We start from the raw sequence: 23,185 nt of genomic DNA, 5'->3' as shown, positions 1-23,185 counted from the left end.
TTCAATAGCATAAATAAAAAGCGGAGTTGCCGGTGGCAGACTCCGCTTATGGAAAAACCATTGCTCAGTTCAGCAGATGATCTAAATGCGGCGCAAACTCACTGGGTGCCATAAAGCCGGTCACCCTTAAGTCATCGCGCAAGTTGCCATCAGCGCCCACAAATAACAGGGTAGGCAGACCGAGAACGTTATAGGCATTCAGCAGCTCTTCGTCATTTTTATTCATGGCGGTGACATCAGCAGTCAGCAGTACCATCTGTGACATTCGTTGCTGCACGTCAGGATCTTTGAAGGTGATATTGGCAAATTCCTTACAGGCCACACACCAGTCGGCATATAAGTCCAGCATCACCGGTTTGCCTGCTGCCTGGGCATTGGCGATTTCGGTTTTAAATTCTGCCAGGGTACTGATGTGTTTGAATGAGACGGCCTCACTTTTCACGCTGGCGGGTCCCAAACCATAGCCCATGGAGGCCAGCAGCGCTTGTGTGCCATAGGCAAAGCTGCCAATCAGGAATAACTGCAATAACACTCCACGAACTGTTTGTTTCCAGGTGAATGCGGTGGTTTTATTTTCATGGATCAGATATCCCGCCAGGCAGATGCCCCATACTGCCCACAGCAGATCGGATACCAATCCCGGCCAGATGCGTCCCAACATGATGATCGCTACCATGATCAACAGGAAGCCGAAAATGTGTTTGATGATCTCCATCCAGGCGCCAGCACGCGGCAGCAATTTACCGCCGGAAGTCCCGATCAGCAGCAGCGGCAGACCCATGCCCATGCTGAGAATGTAGAGGGTGATAAAGCCTTGCAGCAGATCGCCACTTTGGGCCACATACACCAGCACGGCGGATAACGGTGCAGTGGTACAAGGTGACGCCACCAGTCCGGACAATGCGCCCATGATAAAGACGCCAGTGAGTTTGCCACCTTGCTGCTTGTTGGACAGCGAGTTCATCTTCTGTTGCCAGGCGGAGGGTAATTGCAGCTCATACAGCCCAAACATTGATAAGCTCAGAATGACAAATAGAATCGAGATGCCAATCAGTACCGGTGGGCTCTGCAGTGCTGCCTGGTATTGCATGCCGGCGGTTGCGACTACCAAACCGAGAATGGAATAGGTGATGGCCATCCCCTGCACATATGTCATCGACAAGGTGAAGGCGCGTGCCGTCGACACCTTTTGCCCTTGACCGACAATAATGCCGGACAGAATGGGGTACATAGGAAACACACAAGGTGTCAACGCCAGACCGATACCCAGCACAAAAAAGGTGAATAGAGTTAGTAACTTGCTATCGCTATGGATCAGCTTGTTCAGCAGTGAATCTTGCTCCGTCAATGGCTGACGGGCAGTTTGAATCTGAGTTGCCACAGACGCTGCGCTTTCATTGGGCGCACTAGCGCTCGCCGCCAGTTTGCCATCATTTTCAGCCACAGCTTTCAGCACCAAGGTACTGGTGGTTGGCGGAAAGCACAATTTGCCTTCAGCGCAGCCCATGTAGGTGACTTTCAGTGTCGCGGCATCCCCGGCCTTTTTAATGGCAACAGGGATTTCCACATAGCTGCGATACACCGCTTGATCACCGAAATAATCGTCATGGTGGCTCTCACCACTTGGTTTGGCGACATCGCCCAGCTCACCACCTTCAACGGCAAATTGCAATTTGTCGCGGTACATATAGTAGCCGTCGGCAATCACAAAACTAACCTTTACCACTTGGCCGTTTTGTTCGGCATCAAAGGCAAAGGCTTTCTCAACCGGCATCAGCTCCGGTTCGCTCTTAAGAAAAGGGAATTTATCGCTTAAACCGCTGGCATGGGCCAATGGCAGCCATAACAATGAGGCAAACAGCAGGGTGATGAGTCGTTTCATAATCTTGTGTTGTCTTTTATCCAGTCCAGATACGTCGGCAGTCCCTGCTGGATCTCTACAGCAATTAACTCCGGCACTTCATAAGGATGTAGTTGCAGCACACGTTGCTGCAGTTTCGGATAAACCGCCGCCAGACATTTAAGCTGGAGGCTGATTTCGCTGTCTTCACACAGTTGTTCCTGCCAGTGGTAAACCGAGGTGATGGGCGATGAAAGTTGCGCGCACGCCACCAGACCTTCCTTTACCAGCGTTCTGGCAAGTGTCAGTGCGGTGTCATGATCTGGACAACTGCAGAACACCAACAGGAATTCTGGCATTTTACTATTCATCTGTGTCACTCTGTTAATTAACTGATGACTGGGTCGACAGGACAATCCGAGCGCTTACTTTACGTGGTTTGTCCTAGACTTGCATTAAGCAGTTGCTAAAACAGTGAGCTTTGGCAGCTATGCCGGTCTTGAATTCAGACCGTAATGGCCCCATTAAGTTTGTTCGAAAGATGAGTAAACAGAGATCTTCATGCCTTTTTTAATTTTGCTGGTGGCAGTGATATTTCTACCTATGGTAGAGCTGTCGGTGCTGATGCAGGTTGGCGACGTGTTAGGCACTTTAAACACGGTAGCGCTGGTCATTCTCACCGCGGTGGTGGGAATTTCGCTGGTTAAGAGCCAGGGGTTGAATACGCTGATGGCGGTACAGCGCAAGTTGGCACAGGGTGAAGCGCCGGGCGAAGAGATTGTGGAAGGCATGTTGCTGGGACTGGCAGGCATTTTGCTGGTGGTTCCCGGGTTCGTTACTGATTTTGTCGGCGTGATCTTTCTTACCCCCATCTGCCGTAAAGTCATTGCCAAGTTCATGTATAAGCACATGAAGATGCGAGTGGTCATGTCACCCTACAAAGGGCGCGCGCCGTTTAATCGGCAGCAGCCTCCGAAAAAAGACGATGTCATTGACGGCGAGTATGAGCACAAACCTGATCCATCCGATAAGCGACCGGACAGTCATCAGCTGCATCACGATGATGACGACAAACGCGATAACTAGCACTCGCTACTCAAGACAAACCTCTGCCCGACATCGTGTCCGGGCTTTTTTGTGCGGTCAATATGACAGTTATTTGCCGGTCCAGTCGCCGTTTTCAAAATGACAAGGGGGCGGCATGTTGGCTGGCTCCTTAATCCTCAGCGCAATAAGATAGCTCACCATCCCCATCAACAAATTGCTGAGCGGCAGTGCTAGTAACAGCCCCTTCACACCATAAAACCAGGCACCAATAGCGGCCAGCGGCAGCATTAACAGGAATAAGCGGCACAGATTGAGAGTCAGGGAGGCCAGCGGGCGGTGATACGCATTGAGGGCGGTCGCCACAATAATTACAACGCCCAGCGGTCCATAAGCGAGCGGCAGCACCCGAATATAAAACGTCAGCCATTCAAGCACTCGCGCGTCATCAGTAAACAGCCTCGCCAGCGGTTCTGCCCACAGTGCCAACGGTAGATATAACAAGGTCTGAAATACCAGAATAAAGCGCAATGACAACAGCACCGCTGCCCGCGCCCTAAGTTTCTGACTGGCGCCAAGATTCTGGGCGACAAAGGGCACAACACTGGATGACAGCGCCATGGTTACGATGAGCAACACCGACTCTAAACGTGTCCCCGCCCCAAAGGCGGCTACCGCTGCATGATCAATGCGCGCCAGCATTGCCATAATCATGGCGTTGGCCAGCGGGTTCATCAGATTCATCACCGCCGCGGGCTGGGCGATGTGAGCCAGTTGTTTCCAGTTGGCCCACCAACGACTAATACTGATGGGGGCTGCCACCAGCAATTGACGTTTCAGTACCAGCAGGTAACTGGAGAAGCACAGTGCCACTATCCATGACACTACGGTGGCAATCGCGGCCCCTTGCAGTTCCAGTCGTGGAAATGGGCCAATACCGAAAATCAGCAGTGGGTCGAGTAACAGATTAATCAGTGCTGCCAGTCCAAGGATCTGCGCCGGTAAACGGGTGTCCCCCGTGGCTTTCAGTCCTTGATTGCCCACCATCTGCAATACCAGCACTGGCACGCCGAGATACCAGATCTGCATATATTGATGAACTAGCGGCAGAATGCCATCGGTCGCGCCCATCAGGGTAAATAACCAGTCATTACATAGACTGCCGACGGTTGCCAGCGTACTGATCAACAAAAAAGTCAGCAACAAAGCATCGTGCAGAAACACTTTAGCTTGGGGGGCATGACCGCCACCAATCAGCCGCCCGAGATTGGTGGAGACGCCAGCACCAATGCCAATTGCAACACTGACAATAATCAAGGTCACCGGAAAGGTAAAACTGATTGCGGCCAATGCTTCTGTACCGAGACGGCTGATAAAGAAAGTATCTACCAGATTGAAACCGAGTACCGTCAGGATACCCAGCATATTGGGCAGGCTCATGTTGAGCAGCACACGACCGATTGGCTGGCTTAGCAGCCCGTGTCTGTCCCTCATCGTCTACTACCCCATGAGTGAAGAATTTGAAAATGCCATTGGCCGGCGATTTTAGCAGGAAGCGCGTAAGCGGCAAAACCCGATTGTGTAAAGGCGGAATCAACGCGGAAAAATTTTAAAAAATTTTATTCGATCGCACTTGGAACTCTGAAAATCAGCCCCATATAGAGGTACATCGAGCGGCGGCAGATAACGCTGCTGTATATAATCAACCTGTAAACTCGCCTAAATAAATTGGGCAAACGTCATTAGGAGAATCCATAAATGAATATTCGTCCATTACATGACCGCGTAATCGTTAAACGTCTGGAAGTGGAATCTACTTCCGCTGGCGGCATTGTGCTGACCGGCAGCGCGGCCGAAAAGTCTACCCGCGGCGAAGTGCTGGCAGTAGGCAATGGCCGGATCCTGGAAAATGGCGAAGTGCGGCCACTGGATGTGAAAGTTGGTGATGTCGTGATCTTCAACGAAGGCTACGGCGTTAAGAAAGAGAAGATCGACGGTGAAGAAGTACTGATCCTGTCTGAATCTGATCTGATGGCCATTGTGGAATAAGCCACGCTTACCATTACGTCATTCCAACTCACTAAAGAATCAAAGGATAATCAACATGGCAGCTAAAGAAGTTAAATTTGGCAATGATGCCCGCGTAAAAATGCTGGCGGGTGTAAACGTTCTGGCTAACGCAGTCAAAGTAACACTGGGCCCGAAAGGTCGTAACGTCGTTCTGGATAAGAGCTTCGGCGCACCGCTGATCACCAAAGACGGTGTGTCAGTGGCTAAAGAGATCGAACTGGAAGACAAGTTCGAAAACATGGGCGCTCAGATGGTGAAGGAAGTTGCTTCCAAAGCCAACGATGCTGCGGGTGACGGTACCACTACTGCCACTGTACTGGCTCAGGCTATTGTTAACGAAGGTCTGAAAGCTGTGGCTGCGGGTATGAACCCAATGGACCTGAAACGTGGTATCGACAAAGCGGTTGTTGCCGCTGTTGAAGAACTGAAAGCCCTGTCTCAGTCATGCTCAGACTCTAAGTCTATCGCTCAGGTAGGTACTATCTCTGCTAACTCTGACGAATCTATCGGTCAGATCATCGCCACTGCGATGGAAAAAGTTGGTAAAGAAGGTGTTATCACCGTTGAAGAAGGTCAGGCACTGGAAAACGAACTGGATGTGGTAGAAGGGATGCAGTTTGACCGTGGTTACCTGTCTCCATACTTCATCAACAAACCAGAAACTGGCAGCGTAGAGCTGGACAGCCCATACATCCTGCTGGTTGACAAGAAAATCTCCAACATCCGTGAACTGCTGCCAGTGCTGGAAGGCTTGGCTAAGTCAGGTAAACCACTGCTGATTGTGGCTGAAGATGTTGAAGGCGAAGCTCTGGCGACACTGGTTGTAAACAACATGCGCGGTATCGTGAAAGTGGCTGCTGTGAAGGCTCCTGGTTTCGGTGACCGTCGTAAAGCCATGCTACAGGATATCGCTATCCTGACTGGCGGTACTGTTATCGCTGAAGAAATCGGTCTGGAACTGGAAAAAGCCACTCTGGAAGACCTGGGTACTGCTAAGCGCGTTGTGCTGACCAAAGACAACACCACCATCATCGATGGTAACGGTGAAGAAGCTCAGATCAAAGCACGCGTGGTACAGATCAAACAGCAAATCGAAGAATCTACTTCTGATTACGACAAAGAAAAACTGCAAGAACGCATGGCTAAACTGGCCGGCGGTGTCGCAGTGATCAAAGTTGGTGCTGCTACTGAAGTAGAAATGAAAGAGAAGAAAGCACGCGTGGAAGACGCGCTGCACGCTACTCGCGCCGCAGTTGAAGAAGGTGTGGTTGCTGGTGGTGGTGTTGCTCTGGTACGCGCAGCTTCTAAAATCCACGATGTTGAAGTAGCTAACGAAGATCAGAAACACGGTGTGGTTATCGCGCTGCGCGCAATGGAAGCTCCACTGCGTCAGATCGCTGCCAACGCTGGTGAAGAAGCCTCAGTAGTTGCCAACAAAGTGAAAGACGGCAGCGGTAACTTCGGTTACAACGCTGGTAACGACACTTACGGCGATATGCTGGAAATGGGTATTCTGGACCCAACCAAAGTGACCCGTTCTGCACTGCAGTTCGCTGCTTCCGTTGCTGGCCTGATGATCACCACCGAAGCTATGGTCGGTGAGCTGCCAAAGGAAGAAGCCGCTCCTGATATGGGTGGCATGGGCGGTATGGGTGGCATGGGGGGGATGATGTAATTTAGTTTACATCGCTCACTGTGGATGAACTAAGACCATAGTTGCCTTAGTTCTCGTCCAAGCATTAAAACAAAACCCTCGAACTAAAGTTCGGGGGTTTTGTTTTTAGAGAATTTAATGGCTTACTTTGTTGATTCAAACCGCCAGTAAACGGGCTAACGGGCCGAATAACGCTGAACACTTATACGTGATTGATAGGGGGGGCTTCGATTGGCAGATGAACACATCAATACAGGGTGCCCAGTGACTGGGTTACCTCATCTTGTGGCTGCTGTAACCGTTGGATCATAATCTTCAATGCGGTCACTACTTGTGCCGTGCTCATAAACGGGTGTTGATGCAACTGTCTTTGCTGTTCACAAGCGGGCACATGAATAAAGCCGCCAATCATCTGCGGATGCAGTGTCAGTTCATGCATCAGTAAATAAAACAACTGATTACAGACAAATGTGCCTGCTGAGTACGACAAACTCACGGGGATCTGATGGGCTTGCACTGCCGTGACTAAACGCTTTACTGGCACGCTGGCAAAGTAAGCATTGGGCCCATCGTTAATAATTGGTTGCTCAATAGGTTGCACACCATCGTTATCAGCGATACGGGCATCGATGTAGTTCAATGCCACTTTCTCCACCTGAATTACTGAGCTGTTACTGGCTTGTCCAAGACACAGCACAACATCGGGTTGATGGCGGGAGATGAGTTGCTTAAGTTCACCGTGAGTCTTGTGAAAGCTGCAACTCAGCTGCGCCGCGATTACCGTTGCGTTATCGATAACGGTATGATGCAACCTTTGGGCGGCACACCATGAGGCATTGAGCACTTGGCCACCAAAAGGTTCGAATCCCGTCAGTAATACCTTTTTCATTACCGGTTGCACCCTCGGTGCATCATGCAGTCCCTCCTACCAATAAATTGTCGACTTTGAGCGTGGGCTGCCCAACGCCAACCGCGACACTTTGGCCGCGTTTACCGCAGATAGCACCACCGTTATCCAAGGCCAGATCATTACCGACCATGGAAATCTGTCGCAGGGTTTCCGGGCCGCTGCCCACCAATGTAGCCCCTTTGACCGGACGGGTAATTTTGCCATCCTCAATCAAATACGCCTGTTCACTTTCAAAAGAGTATTGACCACTTACCGTATCAACACGTCCACCGCCGAGTTCGGCGAGATAGATCCCTTGTTTTACCGAGGCAATAATTTCCGCTGCTTCATATTGTCCCGGCAGCATAAAGGTATTGGTCATTCGCGGCATTGGCAGTACGGAATAGGATTCGCGCCGACCATTGCCTGTGGGTGTCATGCCGGTCAACCGGGCGTTGAGGGCGTCATTCATATAGCCACACAAAATGCCATCCTCGATTAGGGCGGTGCACTGACCTTGTTCGCCTTCGTCGTCCATCTGCAGGGAGCCGCGACGGTTCACAAGCGTGGCATCATCAACAATATTGATCCCTTTCGGCGCAATCCGCTGACCCAACTTATCCCGATAAATCGAGCTGCCCAGACGGATATCATCGGCTTCAAAGCCGTGGCCCATCGCTTCATGCAATAACATACCAGGCCAACCTGGGCCTAATACTACGGGCATGCGCCCCGCTGGAGCCGGCACTGCCGCAATTTTGGTTAATGCACAGTCGACTACCTGTTGCAATTTTGCCTGTAAATAGTCTTCCGTAAACAGTGTTAAATCGGTGCGCCCGCCAAGATTGCAACTGGCTCTTTCGAGTTGTTCGCCATGTTTTACAAATACCGTGGCGTGAAGTTCTACCATTGGTCGAATATCGGCCCCCAAGCGGCCATCATGTCGCATCACCAATACTGTGGAATGCGATAGTGTCAGACTGGCAATCACGCGCTCAACACGCGATTCCAGTTGGCGTGCTATCTGCTCGATGCGCTGTAACAGGGCGATTTTTTCGATGTCAGCGTAACGACTGATACTGTCCTGCGTGGGATAGTAGCTGGCGAATGGCATGGTTTTGGGTACGATTTCAATGACGCCATTGCCATGATGCCCCACCGTACGCACCGACTGTGCTGCGAGCATCAGAGCGTTTTTATCCAGTGTTTGTGAGTAGGCCAGGGCGGTTTCATCGCCACAAACTGCTCTTACACCAACACCTTGATCAACATCGAAACTTCCTGAACGCACTTGGCCATTTTCCAAAAGCCAACGTTGTTGCCGATGCTGTTTGAAGTACAGATCGGAAAAGTCGACCTGGTATTGATGGATAACATGCAACACCTGCTGCAAACTGTGAATATCCAGCCCGTTAGGCGCCAGCAGTTGCTCACTGGCGAGCGTAATCGCGTTGTTGGTTGAATTGTTCATTATGCTCACCTTATGCAGAAACCTGCATCTCCCCAATCAATACTGAACCTGTGGTAAAGGGACCCTGAGTATAAAGATCGTTACCTACTGCCTGTATATCTGAGAGCATTTGCTGCAGATTTCCTGACAGGGTGACGCCAGTAACGGCGTGTTGAATTATTCCATGTTGCACCCAGTAACCACGTGCGCTACGGGAATAGTCGCCACTAATAAGGTTAATGCCATCACCGACTAAGCCTGTCACCAGTAGCCCGGTATCAAGCTTTTTCAACATCGCGGCAAAGGAATCATTTGCAGTGGTTTGCGAACTGCTCAGTGTCAGATTCCCCGCCCCTAAACCGTTGCCGGTGGCAGACAATGCCAGACGCCGAGCTGCATACAACGACAGTAAAAATCCAGCCAAACAGCCTTCCGATACCAATGCACGTTGGCTCGGTGCTATGCCATCACCATCAAATGCAAAACTCGCTAAGCCATTGGCTACAAATGGGTCTTCGTGCAGATTCAGGTGGGCCGGCATAATTGCTTGCCCCAGTTTGTGCTGTAAAAAGCTCGCGTTCATATATAGCGCGGGGCCACTGATGGCCTGCACTATATGGGAGATCAACGACATGGCATTCATCGGATCGAATAACACCGGATATTTACCACTACTGAGCTTGCTTTGGTGTAAGTAACGCTCAGCGCGCTGTGCTGCTTTGACGCCGATAGACTCAACCTCGTCAAAATGCTCGGGCTGGCGAGACATGGTGTGCCACCAGTCGATTTCGTTGTATTGCTCATTACGTGCCAGCGCCGTGGCTCCCATGCCATACAGTGATTGCTCGCTACTTTGGTAAAAACCATGATTGTTCGCTAACAGGGTACGAATTTCACTGAGGCTCACATGCACGCCATGGCTGCTTACTTGAGAGGAATACTGCTCTAACGCGGTTTCAATGCGTCTGGCCAGTTCAATCGTTTGTGTTTCCGCTAATGGCCACGGGTGATAAAGTTCGAGCGCCTTGGGTTGGCGGCAGAGTTGTTCTGGTGCAGCAATTCCCGCAGCAGCATCCGTATCGGTGGCTTTCGCAATGGCGCATGCTGCCTGATATGCTTCGGTCAGCGACTGCGGATGATAGCTGGCGACGTTAGCACTGCCACTTTTCCCTTGTTCGTACACCTTGATATTGATACCAAATTTCTGCTCATTCACCCGCGATTCCAGTTTGCCCTGGCGTAGGTCCAGATTGAGTCCGGATGCCTCAAATGCGTTGACTTGAATGTCGCGCTGCGGATATTGCTGGTTTAGCTGCAGCAAATGGTCGACCGCTGACGCCATCTGCCCAGTGGAATGTAAATCTGCCATGTTGAAACATAACTCCGGTGTTGATTAGGCCGCGATATAGATAGGACTATGCAGTAACGCTTCGGTGAGCAGCTGATGCAGTCGGTGATAAATGGGTTGCATGCTGGCAAAGTTGTCAGCAAAAAAAGCGGCTTCTTTAAGCTGATATTCGGTGTTTTCTTCCTGCCACTGTTGGCGATAGGCTTCCAGTTCGGTGCCTTGCAGTTTGCCGGATGCGCTCTGCTGCTCTTTATTCATAAACCACTGGAAGCGGCGTTTTTCGGTATTGCGATCGTAGGCAGACCAACCTGAAAGATGTTTGCCGATATCATAGATGAGCGTTTTCAATCGACCGATCACTTCGTTCCAGCTGTCGAAATCGCTGGCTGCTGGCAATGTTGCCAGTTGTTCGATAATGGCGGCGACCAGTGCCACGCTGACGTCCTGATGGTGTAACAGCGCCTGCGCTTGTCGTTGCAACTGCTGGCACTGTGCGTCGTCGATATCGCGACCACGCAGATAGCGTTCTAGTAATGTGACAAACACCAGTCTTAACTGCTCCGCCTCGTTGACGTCAGCAAATAATGTCGGCCAGGCAAAGCTGGGTTCGGCGAAAAACGCATGGATGAAACGCATCGGCATCGGCGCGTAATTCTTACCTGCGGTCAATGCGTCGGTAATGGGTTGCAAGGCATGAACTTCGGTAGGGGCGATTAACTCCAGCAGTGCAGCAAAAGTGGCATTAATACCGGTTACCCGCTCAAACACAGTAAATGAATCACAGTGAGTGAAAGCGGCGCTGATTGAACCTGATTTTTCATCCCAATATGGATAATTGCGCGCAATGATCTGCTGCTGTGCGGCATGGTGCATCACCCGATTAATAAAAAATTGCCGTAGCTCCTCATCACCATAAAAGGACGCAAAGTCACCCACTGCGGCAGTAAGTGGTTTCGCCTCGCCAAGGTCAACATGTTGTGTTTCCAGCCAGGCTTTCAATTCACGAAACGATTTCTGTCCAACCTGACGCCCAATTTCCTGACCGTTGTGAAAGAGGATCAACGTCGGAATCCCGCGAACGCCAAATTGCGTCATTGCCTCAGGGTGGGCTTCCACATCCAGTTTGGCGACTTGCAGCTCACTGTCAGGCAGTTTCGAAATGGAGTCTATTACCGGTGCCAAATTCCGGCATGGCACACACCACGGCGCCCAAAGATCCAGTAATACATAGCCAGTAGAATCGGTAATATTTTCGCGAACAGTGGCTTGAGTAACTTTAATGATTGCTGTGGGCATGAATGCTCCGATGATGATTGAGATCTAATACTTGATCGTGAAAACGGTGCAGGGTTTCGCGGTGAGCCACGCTGATAATGGTGGCGTCTGGCAACTGCTGCATTAAGTTGCGGTAAAGTTGTGTTTCGGTGTCAGGATCGAGGGCGCTGGTTGCTTCATCGAGAAATACCAACTGTGGCTGTTGCAATAACACGCGAGCGATCGCCAACCGTTGTTGTTCTCCACCAGATAACACCTGCTGCCACTTGTCGTGTATCGATAGCGACGCCGATAACTCGCCTAAACAGCTGTCGTTTAACGCCCGAATACAGGCCTCATCAGTAAATTGGGTGTCACTATGGGGATAACACAACGCCTCTTTTAGGCTGCCGGCCGGAATGTAACTGCGTTGCGGCAGAAACAGTTGTGTCAGCGCCGGCACCGCAATCTTGCCAGCACCGTATGGCCACAAGTTGGCACAGACTCTGAGTAATGTGCTTTTACCGGTGCCAGAACTGCCTTTGATCAACCAGCGCTCGCCTTGATTTACCTGCCAGTTCAGCGCATCAATCAGACCATCGCCATTAGGACGTTTGACGGACAATTGTTCACAACACAGTTGTGGCTGAGAATTAATTTGATAATCAATTTCTGAGGTTTGTTGTTCAACTTTATTGACGGCCCAGAGAAAGTCCCGCAATCGGTTGGCTAACGCCATCCAGTTGGTAAAGCTGGCATAAGCTTGCGGGAAAAATTCGATGGTATTGACCAACATTGAATAGGCACCCGTAATCCGTACCATATCGCCAAAGGAGATTTTGCCGGACAGCAGTAACGGTAGGGCTAGCAAGGTTGGTAATAAGGCAAATATTTGGGCATATGCATGCTGACCAAACATTAATTTGAAGGTGCGCATCAGAATCTGCAGCGTATTGCCATAAACCCGTTGAAACAGTTGTGTCAGGGTGGCGGATTCGCGCTCACCACCACCATAAAAGGCGATCTGTTCTGCATATTCGCGCAAGGTCATTCCCTGACGGCGGAAATCTGCTTCTACCGTTTGCTTATGCATATTGAGGCCGATCAGTACCTTACCTAGCCAGTGTGATAATGCGATGTGTAAAGCACAGTAGAGGTAAGCGGCGTACACCATGTATCCATTGATAGCAACATTGACCTCGAACACAGTGACATCGAGAGTTTGGGAAATTGACCACAGTAAAATGCTGTAGCTGACGGTTTGTACCACTACGGTAATCAGCGATAAGCTGAGATTCAGTGTGAGTGCCGTAAACAGCTTGATATCTTCAGCGATACGTTGGTCAGCGTTACTGATTAAGCCATCACGCTCCAGCTTGTAGAAGGTGTTGTTACGGGTCCACTTGTTGACATAGGAATGGGTCCACCAAGTACGCCAGCGTAAATCGAGATAACCTTGAAAGAGCGTCGATACCAACGGCAGGAGCACCGCGATTGAGCCTACCCCTAAACTCAGTGGCAACAGATACTTCAATGTGTTCCAATCCACTGCCACCAGTGCATCGGTCAGTTTGCCCTGGACTTCATTGAGCTTGACGTAGGCATAGGTGGTGGTGAACGACATTGCGGCCATAATCGCAAAAATCAGCCAAGCGAGATGCTTTTGCGATGATAGCCAAAAGGGTGATATTAGTTGCCATATCGTCGGACGCTCAGCACTTCGCATTGAGAACTTGGCGCCATCAATGTCAGCGTTGAACGCTGATGAATTCGTCATTAATTGTTAACCTTACAAAAATCTTACTTACACCATAAATGGTAACGGCAGATAAGGCAGTGTGCGCCACCATAATGAATGACAGCGCACACTTCAGAGAACACTTAGAAGTTATAAGACACCGACAGTGACATGTTGCGCTGTGGTTCGATAGGAACAAACACTTCGGTGGTTGTCACCCCATACAGGGTACGATCAAACAGGTTGTTGACGTTGAGGCGTACCTGCCATGGTTTCTTATCGTAGTACACCCCGACATCGACGCGTGCCCCACCGGGGACTTCAGCCGCCGTTGCGGTGTATCCCATACGTGAACTTGAGTAAGCCGTTACACCAAAACCTACGCCAAAATCACTGAGTTCGCTAAACGGCAACTGATAGTTAGACCATAAGCTGGCTTTGTGCGCAGAGATTGCTGCTGCATAGTAATCAGGGTCATTGACATCGGTGACATCAGTATAGGTGTAGGAGAAGATCATATTCAGACCATCAAGTGGACTGCCTTGAGCTTCCAACTCCATCCCCTTCACTTGTCGCGCATCTTGTACGTTGTAGCACTGTTCAAGCGAGTCATAACTGAGCGTATTGGTTTCCTGGATCTGATAGGCGCTGGACGTTACCGAGAACTTACCATCATTGGTTTGCAGCTTGACGCCTACCTCTTTATTTCGGGTTTCCTTGGCGGGTAAACCGTAGGTGCCATCCGCGCAGTTGGGGCGAGAGGTGTTCTGCGGTATATAGCCTTCTGAATAAGTGCCATAGAAGGATAAGTTTTCATTCATTGCGTATAGCAAGCCCACACTTGGGGTAGTTTTGTAGGTCTTCTTGGTGCCAACGGTAGAGGAGTAGTTGGGGTACAACAGGTTAATGACATCTGAAGGTCCGTCCAGGTAGCGGTCACGACGCACTCCTAACGACAGATAAACATCCTTGTATCCCACTAAATCCTGGAAAAACGCGCCAACCTGCTTGGCACTGATTTTGACAATATTGGAGTGGGTTTCATCGTTACGCAGCGTGGGTTGGAAGTCGTATTGTTCCGTAGCATAGAGGTCCACCAGCTCAAAAGCGGAGTCGTAATAGTCACTGGTGTTTTTGGTTTCCATGTGGTTGATACCGGTTGAAATGCGGTGTTCAACTGGGCCGGTATCAACGGATAAGCGCAAATAATGATCGCCAGAAAAGGTGGTAATTGACGATTCATTATTGGTATTGGTCGTTAAATAAGTGTTTGGCGCTAGCTGACCATAGGTCAAAAACACGTTGAGATCGGTATCGGCTTTCGAATACTGTGCCCGACTCACGATGGTTGCCCAGTCATTCAGTGCATATTCAAAACTGTACAAAAAGGACGTGGCTTTTTGACCAACACCGGCATCCGGTGTACCAACGCGCATGGTGGGCTTAGCTAAGATTTTGCCGTCTTGGGCGACGGTAAAAGGAGCCTGCGGTGCAAAGTTTTTGTCATAGGAACCATTGATATAAAAGTCGGTTTTATCATCGTTCCAGCGCAAGCCCCACTGTGCGAATTTAGATTCACGACCTTTATCAAAGTCACCATAAGACTCGGTTGCTTTTGACTTGGCACCAATAAAACGAGTACTTAATTTCCCGTCATCAGTCAGTGGTTGTGATAGATCTACGGACCCACCTAAATCATTGTTGGTCGCATAAACTGCTGAGATTTTGCGGATGGGAGTCGAAGTCGGCTTTTTCGGTACAATGTTGACTGAACCGCCCATCGATGAGGCTCCACTTAAAATGGACTGGGGCCCTTTGAGAATTTCGATACGTTCTACGGCATTGACGTTAGTGGCGGTTGCACTAGAGTTAGCTACGCCATTGTACATCATGCCTGAGGTACCAAAGCCACGAATACGGAAAGATGAACTGCCCTGTGAGCCTTGCTGGGTGGACACGCCACCGCTGGTCATCAAGGCTGACTGTACGGTTTGGTTCTGCTGCGTTTCCAACACCTGAGAGGTAATCACCGTGATACTTTGTGGCAGATCTTGTAAATCGACGCCAAAGCGGGTGGCCGTTTCGGAGCGGGTAACCTGGAAGGATTTTTCGGCAGCGTTTTGGCTACCATAAACCGTAACCTTTTCCATATCTTGTGGTAACTGTAAGGACCAACCGGCGTCAGTCTTGACGATTACCAAACTGTTTTTGGCACAGATGATTTCCAACGCTTGCTGTATGGTATAAGTACCATGTAGCGCAGGAACACTGACATCTGACAATTTCTCTTGGTCATAAATAATGTTTTCGCCGGACACGTGCTTAATTTGCTGCAGCGTCTTAGGCAAAGTACCACTTGGAATATCAAACGCATACTGTGCCATATTGTTAGCCGGGGCTGTTTGTGTTTTAGCATAGGCGCTGTGAGTCATGCTGGAAACGCCAGCCCCTGTCGCCAAAATTGCAACCACACATACGGTTAAATAGTTATGCCGCATTGTGCGTGAGTTGTGGGTCTTTGCCTGCATAAGTTCTTCCCTCTGATTCCTTTAAGATATTATTTATTTAGTCATTTTTTATATATGTTAATTTTTTGTTTTATGGTGAATCTGAGCAAAATATACCCAACAAATTTGCTTAGTGGTCGGTACAGTTAGTGACTATTTTGGTCAAACCGTTATGCTAGTTTGATCATAACAGTTAACTAACGCTGGATATCATCGAGATGCAGGACGATCTGCTTTATCCTCTTGACCCACAGCAGATGCACGCTGAGGCTAATCGCAAACAGGGAAAAAACCTCTGCGATCAGCTATTTGAGGCGCTACGCAGTAAAATCGTAAATAAGGTTTATCCCAGCGGCAGTAAGCTGGCGTCCATCCGCAAACTATCGCAATCACTATCGCTTAGTCGTGACACTATCATCAGAACCTATGATCGTCTTACCGCTTACGGCTTGATTGAATCGCATCCGGGCATGGGATACTTCGTTTGTGCTGCTGAGCGAATGCTAAAGCCGGTAACACCACGCAGTGATATCCAATTTCAGCAACAAGAAGCGTGGAAATTGGTCCTGTTCGCGGATGTCCCCGCAAGCAATAACTATGGCAGCAGTTGCTTACCGCAATCTTGGCTGCCAGAAAAACAGTTATCAACCGCGCTACGTGCCTCATTACGACACAACTTGCGTGAGTTGGGCAATTTTACCGAAGCAGCAGGCTATCCACCGTTGTTGGAATACCTATGTAAGCGCTTCTCAAGCAACAATTTGTCATTAACCAGAGAGCAGATGTTACTGACATCCGGTGCTCATGAAGCGTTGGGATTGGTTACCGCATCGCTGTTTGATGTTGGTAGTTGCGTCATTATCGAAGCGCCATCGAGCTTTATGTTAAGTACCCAGTTGATGTCGCGTGGCATGCAGATTGAAAGAGTACCGTCACTGCAACAAGCCGATGTCTTCGACAAGATTGAAGCGTTGTGCCAATCGCGACCCGTTAGCGCGATTTACTGTAGTTCGGTGATGGGAAATCCTATGGGTGACACTCTGTCGCCACAACAGACATTTAATCTGCTTAAACTGGCTGAAAAATATGATTTTTTAATCATTGATGACCACAACTACGCTGACTTCAGTAGTCGTTATTTGGACCATCCGGTGTCGCAGTTAGCCGCCATGGATCAATTCCAGAGAGTGATACAAATTGGCGGCTTTTCCAAAGTATTAACGCCGCAGCTAGGTGTCGGTTATGTGGCTGCGAAAAAAGAGATCATTGATATTTTACTGCTGTTTAAGTCCTCGCAGGTGCTGGCTTCATCAATGTTTACTGAATACGCGGTATACCAATTGCTGTCCTCTCGCGAGTATGACAAAAGCTGTAAACGCATCATCCATCGTCTGGCAGACGCGCGCCAACATGCACGCGCGGCACTACAAAGCCTCGGTCTTAAGGTGGGGGATGGTGAAGAGGGGCTCTTTCTCTGGTGTTACTTTGGTGAACATATTGATAGTGAACAGCTGCAGCAAGCGTTATACCAACAGGGATATATGACCGCGCCAGGTAAACTGTTCTTTGGTAGCGAGGAGGGCAAAGCCTATATGCGCTTTAATGTGACACGGCCTTATGACCCCAAATTCCTCAAGGTACTGCAAAAAGCCATGACTGCTGCCACGGAAGATAGCCGCTAGTGCCTCTTTATTGAGGCATTCATTACGCATCTGCAATGTGCTTAATGGCCTCACTTTGATAATCCAACAGCGGGTTGCGCTCGCGTGCAAATTTCAGCCGCAACATGCTGTTAGCTGCATGATTGTTTACCAGGTGTCAGCAGCACGGCGAAGTGTCTCGCCGCCCGCTGAATGCCTGTGTCAGGTGAATAATATTAGCTTTGAGGATGTTCTAGGAAACTTTTCAAGGCCGTACCGACAGTGCTGCAAGTGTAGCTCACCTTATGTTGGTCATCTTTTTTCTGATTGATAATGGCATAAACGTCGCTCAATTCCATCTTCGGATTCGCTGCCATCTTTTTCGTTAATTGGGTATTAACTATGTCATTTATATTCTTCATTTTTTTCCATAAATCGATGACCTGGTGATCCGCCTTGTCAAATCCGTCACCGGTGTAGTCAGCGTTACGCACCAACGCAAAAATATTGTCAGCCATACCCAAATATTCGTCTGCATGTCCCGGTACATCAGCATTTTTTGACAACTTACTGTAAGCACCACAGAAACTGTACATACCGCCGAAGTCCAGTAATTCTCTGGCTTCGTCCATCGAAGTGATCTTGATTGATTGAGGCACCTTAACACTGAACAGGTTGGATTGATCTGTGGACTTTGGGGAACATCCCACGAACAGCAACAGGGATGATAAAAGCAGTATTGATTTTTTCATGTGGGCCGACTCTCTGTATTTTTATCACATCATTGAGGTTTTCAAACCGCTCTAAGTAAACAACATTTTTGGTTTAGATTTCTAAGACCTGAATAACAACTTTTAGCCAAAGCCGGAAACAGTTACCCGGTTTAGCGGCCCTGAGGTCAGTTAAGTGGCCGGATCAACATGCCCAATTTAGGATGGACTACCCGGCGTTTGGCAGTTACGGCATAGAAGTTTTCATAGACGTTGGGCAGCAACATATAGTTTTTTAACTCCCCCGAATCAATTTCGTCTTTGACCACCACTTCCGGCATCACCGCCAGCGCGCCGGTATCTCGGGTTAACAGACGCAGCATCGCCATGTCATCGGATTCAGCCACAACTTCCGGTTGCAGTTGATACTGGGCGGCAAAGGCATCGAACGCCGAACGCAACGGGTTTTCGCCATAGGGCAACACCCAGCGGCGATGGCGGTAACGTTCGTCAAATACCGGGGTTAAATCTAAACCGGATGGGCCAATGATTGCTACCGGTTGGCGCGCTAACACCCGGCTTTGCCAGTTATCGTTGTTGGAGCCGCGCACCGGGATATTGGTGAGTGCCATATCCAGTTGTAACTCGGCCAAGGCGTTTAATAGGCCGGTTTGGCTCATCGACTGCAACGAGAAACGGCCGTCGTTTTGAGTGAGCAGCGGTTGAATAAACTGCTCAATAAAGTTACGGGAAATGGTGGAAAGCATACCAATGCGGATGGTCGCACTGGGCAGTGTCGTCCCGCTGGTAAGCAGTTGTTCCAGCTCTTCGCCGTTTTTAAAAATCTCATTGGCGTAGTTCAGTGCGTGATAGCCGCTTTCGGTCAGTTGTAACTTGCGCCCCTGACGGGTAAACAACTCGACGTTTAACGCTTGCTCTAACTGTTTGATTTGATATGACAGTGCCGACTGCGAGATGTGCAGCTTTTGCGCAGTTTGGGTCAGGTTGCCTTGCTGTGCCACCTGCCAGAAGTAATAGAGATGATGGTAATTCAGTCGGCTCATGAGTGTTTATAGTTCTACAAAACAGAACGATTACTAATTTATTATATATTTTACTTAATTTAACCAGCGATTCAAAATACCGCCACTGTTAAATGTATGAGAGTCGTCATGTTTTCTCTGTTTTTGGTGACACCGCTCAAACTCATGTTACTGGGTTTAGTGGCGATTATCGGTATCACGATTGTGCGTTATAGCTGGGTGGCGTTCGCTGGCGAAGCTGATCGCGGCCGCTTTTTACGCGCATTGATGATGACTATCAGTGCTGTGGTGTTGGTGATCATCAGCAATCAGTTGCTGCTGTTTTGGACTGCCTGGGTAAGCGTGAGCCTCTGCTTACATCGATTGATCCTGTTTTATCCGCTGCGTCCAAGAGCGCAATTGGCTGCCCACAAAAAATTCTTGTTAGCACGTTTCAGCGAACTGTTATTAGCCGCAGCTTTTATCACGTTATACAGCGAGTTTCACACGGCAAATATCCATGACTTAATGCTGCAGGTGGCGCAAGCGCATGGCGGCCCGCAACTGACCCTCGCGGCGGTGTTACTGGCGTTGGTGGCACTGATTAAATGTGCGCAGTTGCCCATGCATGGCTGGTTGATCCAGGTGGTGGAGGCGCCGACCCCGGTTTCAGCGCTACTGCATGCCGGTATCGTCAATCTCGGCGGAATTTTACTATTGTTTTTCGCGCCAGTGTTGGCAGCCAGTGCCACTGCCAGTTGGTTGCTGGTGGTACTCGCAGGCGTCAGCAGCACCATTGCCGGACTGGTCAGTACCACGCGTATCAGCGTCAAGGTAAAACTGGCCTGGTCCACCAGTTCTCAGATGGGCTTGATGTTGGTGGAGATTGCGCTTGGATTGTACGAAATGGCGCTGCTACATCTGTTTGCCCACTCCTTTTATAAATCTTACTCATTTCTCAACAGCGGCAGCACCGTTAACCATTACTTGGCCGCTAAACTGGCGGGCGAAATCAAACCTAAAGTACGGCATTGGAGTTTGGCGCTGACACTATCTGCCTTGTTGCTGCTGGTGGCGCAATGGCAGTTTGCGGTAATGACTAGCATGGCCGCGACCGTGTTGGTCTGGTTTGCATTAAGCGCGCTGTTGGTGCCGAGCGTGACACGTTGGGATAGCGGCAGTCTGCCGCGTATTATCATCACCTTACTGTTTGCTTCGGCGTTACTAACGCTTTATACCACCGCTAAACACCATTTGGCCGCGCTGATGGGCGTGGATGCGCCACTGAATCCTTACGCTGATGGTTTTGTTGCCCTGTTGTTTTTCAGCCTGTTTGCACTTTCCGTGGCCCTGCAATACTGGCCACATGTGCACTGGGTGAAGCGCTTGTTTATCTGGTTGAATGCCGGAGCTTATCTCGATGAATGGGCAACTCGGTTAACGTTGAAATTGTGGCCCAGTACTTCACTACTGCAATTGCAACACGCACAGTGGCACATCAACGCTGAGGCAAAACAATGATTGAGCAACAGATGGCATGTTCACCCCTGGATATTGCCAAGCTAGTATCGGCCTCGATTGCCCCGGCATTCCCTTTGGACCAGTCGGTTGCGGTAAACCCTTGGTGGCCGCAGCGGCATGCACAGATTGAGCGCACCTTTGCCGAACAAGCGGTACTCACGGGTGAGACCGGGTTGATGTGTAAAAGCTATTACCGTCAGCATTGGGGGCAGCAGATCACCGCGCAACATCTGCTGCAGGCGATTACTGAACAGCATTCGCCACTAACGTTGGCGCAGTTGCAGGAAGATATTCAGCACGGCGATACCGATGTCTCGGTACGCTGGAAAACGCTGGCGATGTTGATGGATGAAACCATTCCATCGGCACAGGGGCATAGCTGGGCACAGGAAATCGTCCAGCAGGTGAGCCAGTTTATCGGGCTTTACCATCAATACCCTGAACGCTTTGATGCCCATGGTAAAAACGGCGAGCATTTGTATCAGAGTTGGTTAGAAGTGGTGGCCCGTGACAAGGGGATTAACACCTTGTTAGGTGTTGACCTCTTAGCCCATTTTCGCGCCTTACCGGAGAGCGTCTCCGCGCTGTTTGATGAGCTTGGTGCCAACTGGCAATCGATCTGGGAAAGTGACTCCGGAGCCTATGCCTTCATGCGCGCATCACTGCATCAACTGTCAGGCTGGGCCGGTTGGCAATCCTGGTTAGATTGGCAAGCCGGACTGGCGAAGCAGCCGATCGATGTGCCACACACCTTGGGATTAACCGCCATACTGCTGGCGTGGGATACGGTGTTAATGCAATGGCTCATTCAGCATGACGCATCAACTGCAGCGAAAATCCGCCAGACACTGCATCATCAGGCAAGTCATGTGGAGGCGTTTTATCAGCTGGCGCAGCAACAATTGGCGCCGCTGTGGTTATGGCAGCGCGCGTTGGAGCTTAGTGTGCAATCGCCTTGGATAGCGCAAGTGAAAGCTGTCACTCCCACACCAGAACTGGCGCGCCCGGAACTGCAAGCCATCTTTTGTATTGACGTGCGTTCTGAACCGATGCGTCGGGCATTGGAAGCGCAAGCCAGTGACCTCGAGACACTCGGCTTCGCCGGCTTTTTTGGTATCCCTATCGCCTATCAGACCTACGATGGCAGCATTTTACGACCACAACTGCCGGGGTTGCTGGCACCGCAGTTAATTGCCAAACAAACCCATAAGCAACCAGAACGTATCCTGCGTCTGACTAAACTGGGGTGGCAAAGCAGTCTGGAAAAGCCTTCTTCCAATCTGGGAATGGTGGAAGCTGGCGGCCTGTTAAAGTTAGTCAGTTTGTTCAAGCGAGTGGTGTTACAGCACGGTACTGAAAATCCGGTCAACCGCGATGTGAGACATAACGAGCAATGGGAATTGGTGCGACAGCAACAACTGCTTAGTGCCACGGAAAAAGCTGAGTTAGGCGCGGGTATACTAAAAGCGATGGGGATCAGTCAGCGGTTGGCGAAAGTGGTATTGCTTACCGGCCATGGCAGCCAGACCTGTAACAACCATACTGCTTCCAGCCTCGATTGTGGTGCCTGTGGGGGCCAGACTGGTGAGGTGAACGTCAAAGTGTTAGCTCATCTGTTGAACGAAGCTGAGGTCCGGGCACAAATGCCAAGTTTTGGGGTGACGGTTCCTGTGGATACCCAGTTTTACGCGGCCATGCATAACACGACTACTGATGAGATAACTGTGTTCGACGCCCCTGATGCGCCATGGCGCAGGTGGATTATTGGCGCTGGGCAACAAGCCAGATTGGCGCGTATGACCCAATTTGAGGCCCCGGCAACTGAGAGCAATGCGGCAGCGAAGCGGTTTTTTAAGCAGCGTGCAACCAGTTGGGCACAGATGCGGCCAGAATGGGGGTTATGTAATAACGCCGGGGTGTTTATTGCGCCGCGGAGTCTGACCCGCAAACTGAACTTTGGCGGCCGGGCATTTCTGCACGAATATCACGTCAGTGAAGATCCAGAGTTTACGCAGTTAGAAAAGATTATGACGGCGCCGTTGCTGGTGATGAATTGGATTAATCTGCAATATTACGCCTCGGTGACGGCTCCGGAAAAATATGGCAGCGGCAATAAACTGCTGCATAACGTAGTAGGCGGGCATATCGGGGTATTTGAAGGCAATGGCGGCGATTTACGCATCGGCCTGTCAAGGCAATCAGTACATGATGGCAAGCAATATCGCCATCAACCGGTCAGACTCAGTGCCTTTATTCAAGCACCTAAGGCGGCGATCGAAGCGATAATGGCAAAACATGCAGATGTGGCATCCTTGGTCAATAACGGTTGGATATTCCTGTATCAGCTGGATCAGCAGCAGCGCGTTTGGTACTACCAGCAACAGCAATGGATTGAACAGTAGCGGTTGCAATAACTGACAGCAACGGCGTCGGTTATCCGCAAACTTGCGTTATCCATGGTAAAGCTGACGCGTTAATTTAACATGGCTCGTAGCGTC

At 50.0% G+C, this 23,185-nt stretch carries 17 protein-coding genes; 6 read left to right on the top strand and 11 right to left on the bottom strand.

The features are described 5' to 3' along the window. Positions 1 to 64: 64 nt before the first annotated feature. A complete protein-coding gene (locus tag PY479_RS07560) occupies positions 65 to 1,882 on the bottom strand; it encodes a protein-disulfide reductase DsbD (RefSeq protein ID WP_275483391.1) in 1,818 nt (605 codons plus the stop codon). Then, positions 1,879 to 2,211: a divalent-cation tolerance protein CutA gene (gene cutA / locus PY479_RS07555; protein ID WP_228730357.1), complete on the bottom strand. Its 333-nt coding sequence runs from the start codon at positions 2,209 to 2,211 to the stop codon at positions 1,879 to 1,881. The genes PY479_RS07560 and cutA overlap by 4 nt, the downstream gene beginning before the upstream one ends. 190 nt (positions 2,212 to 2,401) lie before the next feature. On the opposite strand from cutA, the gene PY479_RS07550 reads away from it, so the two are divergent. Continuing rightward, positions 2,402 to 2,926, top strand: a complete 525-nt coding sequence (locus PY479_RS07550; protein WP_275483390.1) for an FxsA family protein — start codon at positions 2,402 to 2,404, stop codon at positions 2,924 to 2,926. A 69-nt stretch (positions 2,927 to 2,995) separates the two neighbouring features. On the opposite strand, the gene PY479_RS07545 is transcribed toward PY479_RS07550, so the two are convergent. Further along, positions 2,996 to 4,378: an MATE family efflux transporter gene (locus tag PY479_RS07545; RefSeq protein ID WP_275483389.1), complete on the bottom strand. Its 1,383-nt coding sequence runs from the start codon at positions 4,376 to 4,378 to the stop codon at positions 2,996 to 2,998. Positions 4,379 to 4,642: 264 nt separating this feature from the next. On the opposite strand from PY479_RS07545, the gene PY479_RS07540 reads away from it, so the two are divergent. After that, on the top strand, positions 4,643 to 4,933 hold the full coding sequence (locus PY479_RS07540; RefSeq protein WP_133039343.1) for a co-chaperone GroES: 291 nt from the start codon (positions 4,643 to 4,645) through the stop codon (positions 4,931 to 4,933). Between the two features lie 55 nt (positions 4,934 to 4,988). Then, positions 4,989 to 6,629 (top strand): chaperonin GroEL, encoded by a 1,641-nt coding sequence (gene groL, locus PY479_RS07535; RefSeq protein WP_275483388.1) that lies wholly within the window; start codon positions 4,989 to 4,991, stop codon positions 6,627 to 6,629. Positions 6,630 to 6,855: 226 nt separating this feature from the next. On the opposite strand, the gene pcp is transcribed toward groL, so the two are convergent. The 6 genes from pcp to PY479_RS07505 all read right to left on the bottom strand — a co-directional run bounded on the left by pcp (position 6,856) and on the right by PY479_RS07505 (position 15,815). Next, entirely contained in the window at positions 6,856 to 7,497 is a 642-nt protein-coding gene (gene pcp / locus PY479_RS07530) for a pyroglutamyl-peptidase I (RefSeq protein WP_275483387.1), read from the bottom strand. Positions 7,498 to 7,519: 22 nt separating this feature from the next. After that, a complete protein-coding gene (gene tldD, locus PY479_RS07525) occupies positions 7,520 to 8,968 on the bottom strand; it encodes a metalloprotease TldD (RefSeq protein ID WP_275483386.1) in 1,449 nt (482 codons plus the stop codon). 10 nt (positions 8,969 to 8,978) lie between these two features. After that, positions 8,979 to 10,316 (bottom strand): metallopeptidase TldD-related protein, encoded by a 1,338-nt coding sequence (locus PY479_RS07520; protein ID WP_212594470.1) that lies wholly within the window; start codon positions 10,314 to 10,316, stop codon positions 8,979 to 8,981. A gap of 24 nt (positions 10,317 to 10,340) precedes the next feature. Beyond that, on the bottom strand, positions 10,341 to 11,591 hold the full coding sequence (locus PY479_RS07515) for a thioredoxin domain-containing protein (RefSeq protein WP_275483385.1): 1,251 nt from the start codon (positions 11,589 to 11,591) through the stop codon (positions 10,341 to 10,343). Then, a complete protein-coding gene (locus tag PY479_RS07510) occupies positions 11,572 to 13,326 on the bottom strand; it encodes an ABC transporter ATP-binding protein/permease (RefSeq protein ID WP_275483384.1) in 1,755 nt (584 codons plus the stop codon). The genes PY479_RS07515 and PY479_RS07510 overlap by 20 nt, the downstream gene beginning before the upstream one ends. A 104-nt stretch (positions 13,327 to 13,430) precedes the next feature. After that, positions 13,431 to 15,815, bottom strand: a complete 2,385-nt coding sequence (locus PY479_RS07505) for a TonB-dependent receptor (RefSeq protein ID WP_212594467.1) — start codon at positions 15,813 to 15,815, stop codon at positions 13,431 to 13,433. 197 nt (positions 15,816 to 16,012) lie between these two features. On the opposite strand from PY479_RS07505, the gene PY479_RS07500 reads away from it, so the two are divergent. Beyond that, positions 16,013 to 17,476, top strand: a complete 1,464-nt coding sequence (locus tag PY479_RS07500; protein WP_275483383.1) for a PLP-dependent aminotransferase family protein — start codon at positions 16,013 to 16,015, stop codon at positions 17,474 to 17,476. Positions 17,477 to 17,670: 194 nt separating this feature from the next. Here PY479_RS07500 and PY479_RS07495 read toward each other — a convergent pair whose 3' ends face one another. Both PY479_RS07495 and PY479_RS07490 read right to left on the bottom strand, forming a co-directional pair. Further along, on the bottom strand, positions 17,671 to 18,186 hold the full coding sequence (locus PY479_RS07495) for a hypothetical protein (protein ID WP_275483382.1): 516 nt from the start codon (positions 18,184 to 18,186) through the stop codon (positions 17,671 to 17,673). A gap of 146 nt (positions 18,187 to 18,332) precedes the next feature. Continuing rightward, a complete protein-coding gene (locus PY479_RS07490; RefSeq protein ID WP_275483381.1) occupies positions 18,333 to 19,208 on the bottom strand; it encodes a LysR family transcriptional regulator in 876 nt (291 codons plus the stop codon). Between the two features lie 108 nt (positions 19,209 to 19,316). Between PY479_RS07490 and PY479_RS07485 the strand changes: the two genes are divergently transcribed. Next, on the top strand, positions 19,317 to 20,687 hold the full coding sequence (locus PY479_RS07485; RefSeq protein WP_212594463.1) for an NADH-quinone oxidoreductase subunit L: 1,371 nt from the start codon (positions 19,317 to 19,319) through the stop codon (positions 20,685 to 20,687). Positions 20,688 to 20,698: 11 nt separating this feature from the next. Continuing rightward, complete coding sequence (locus PY479_RS07480; protein ID WP_275483380.1) at positions 20,699 to 23,089, top strand: DUF2309 domain-containing protein; 2,391 nt, start codon at positions 20,699 to 20,701, stop codon at positions 23,087 to 23,089. Positions 23,090 to 23,185 lie beyond the last annotated feature (96 nt).

Origin of the sequence: Shewanella sp. A32 (genome assembly GCF_029167175.1) — a bacterium.
Lineage (GTDB): Bacteria > Pseudomonadota > Gammaproteobacteria > Enterobacterales > Shewanellaceae > Shewanella > Shewanella yunxiaonensis.
Note: the sequence above shows the minus strand (reverse complement) of the source record. Positions and strands in the feature narration are given on the sequence as shown.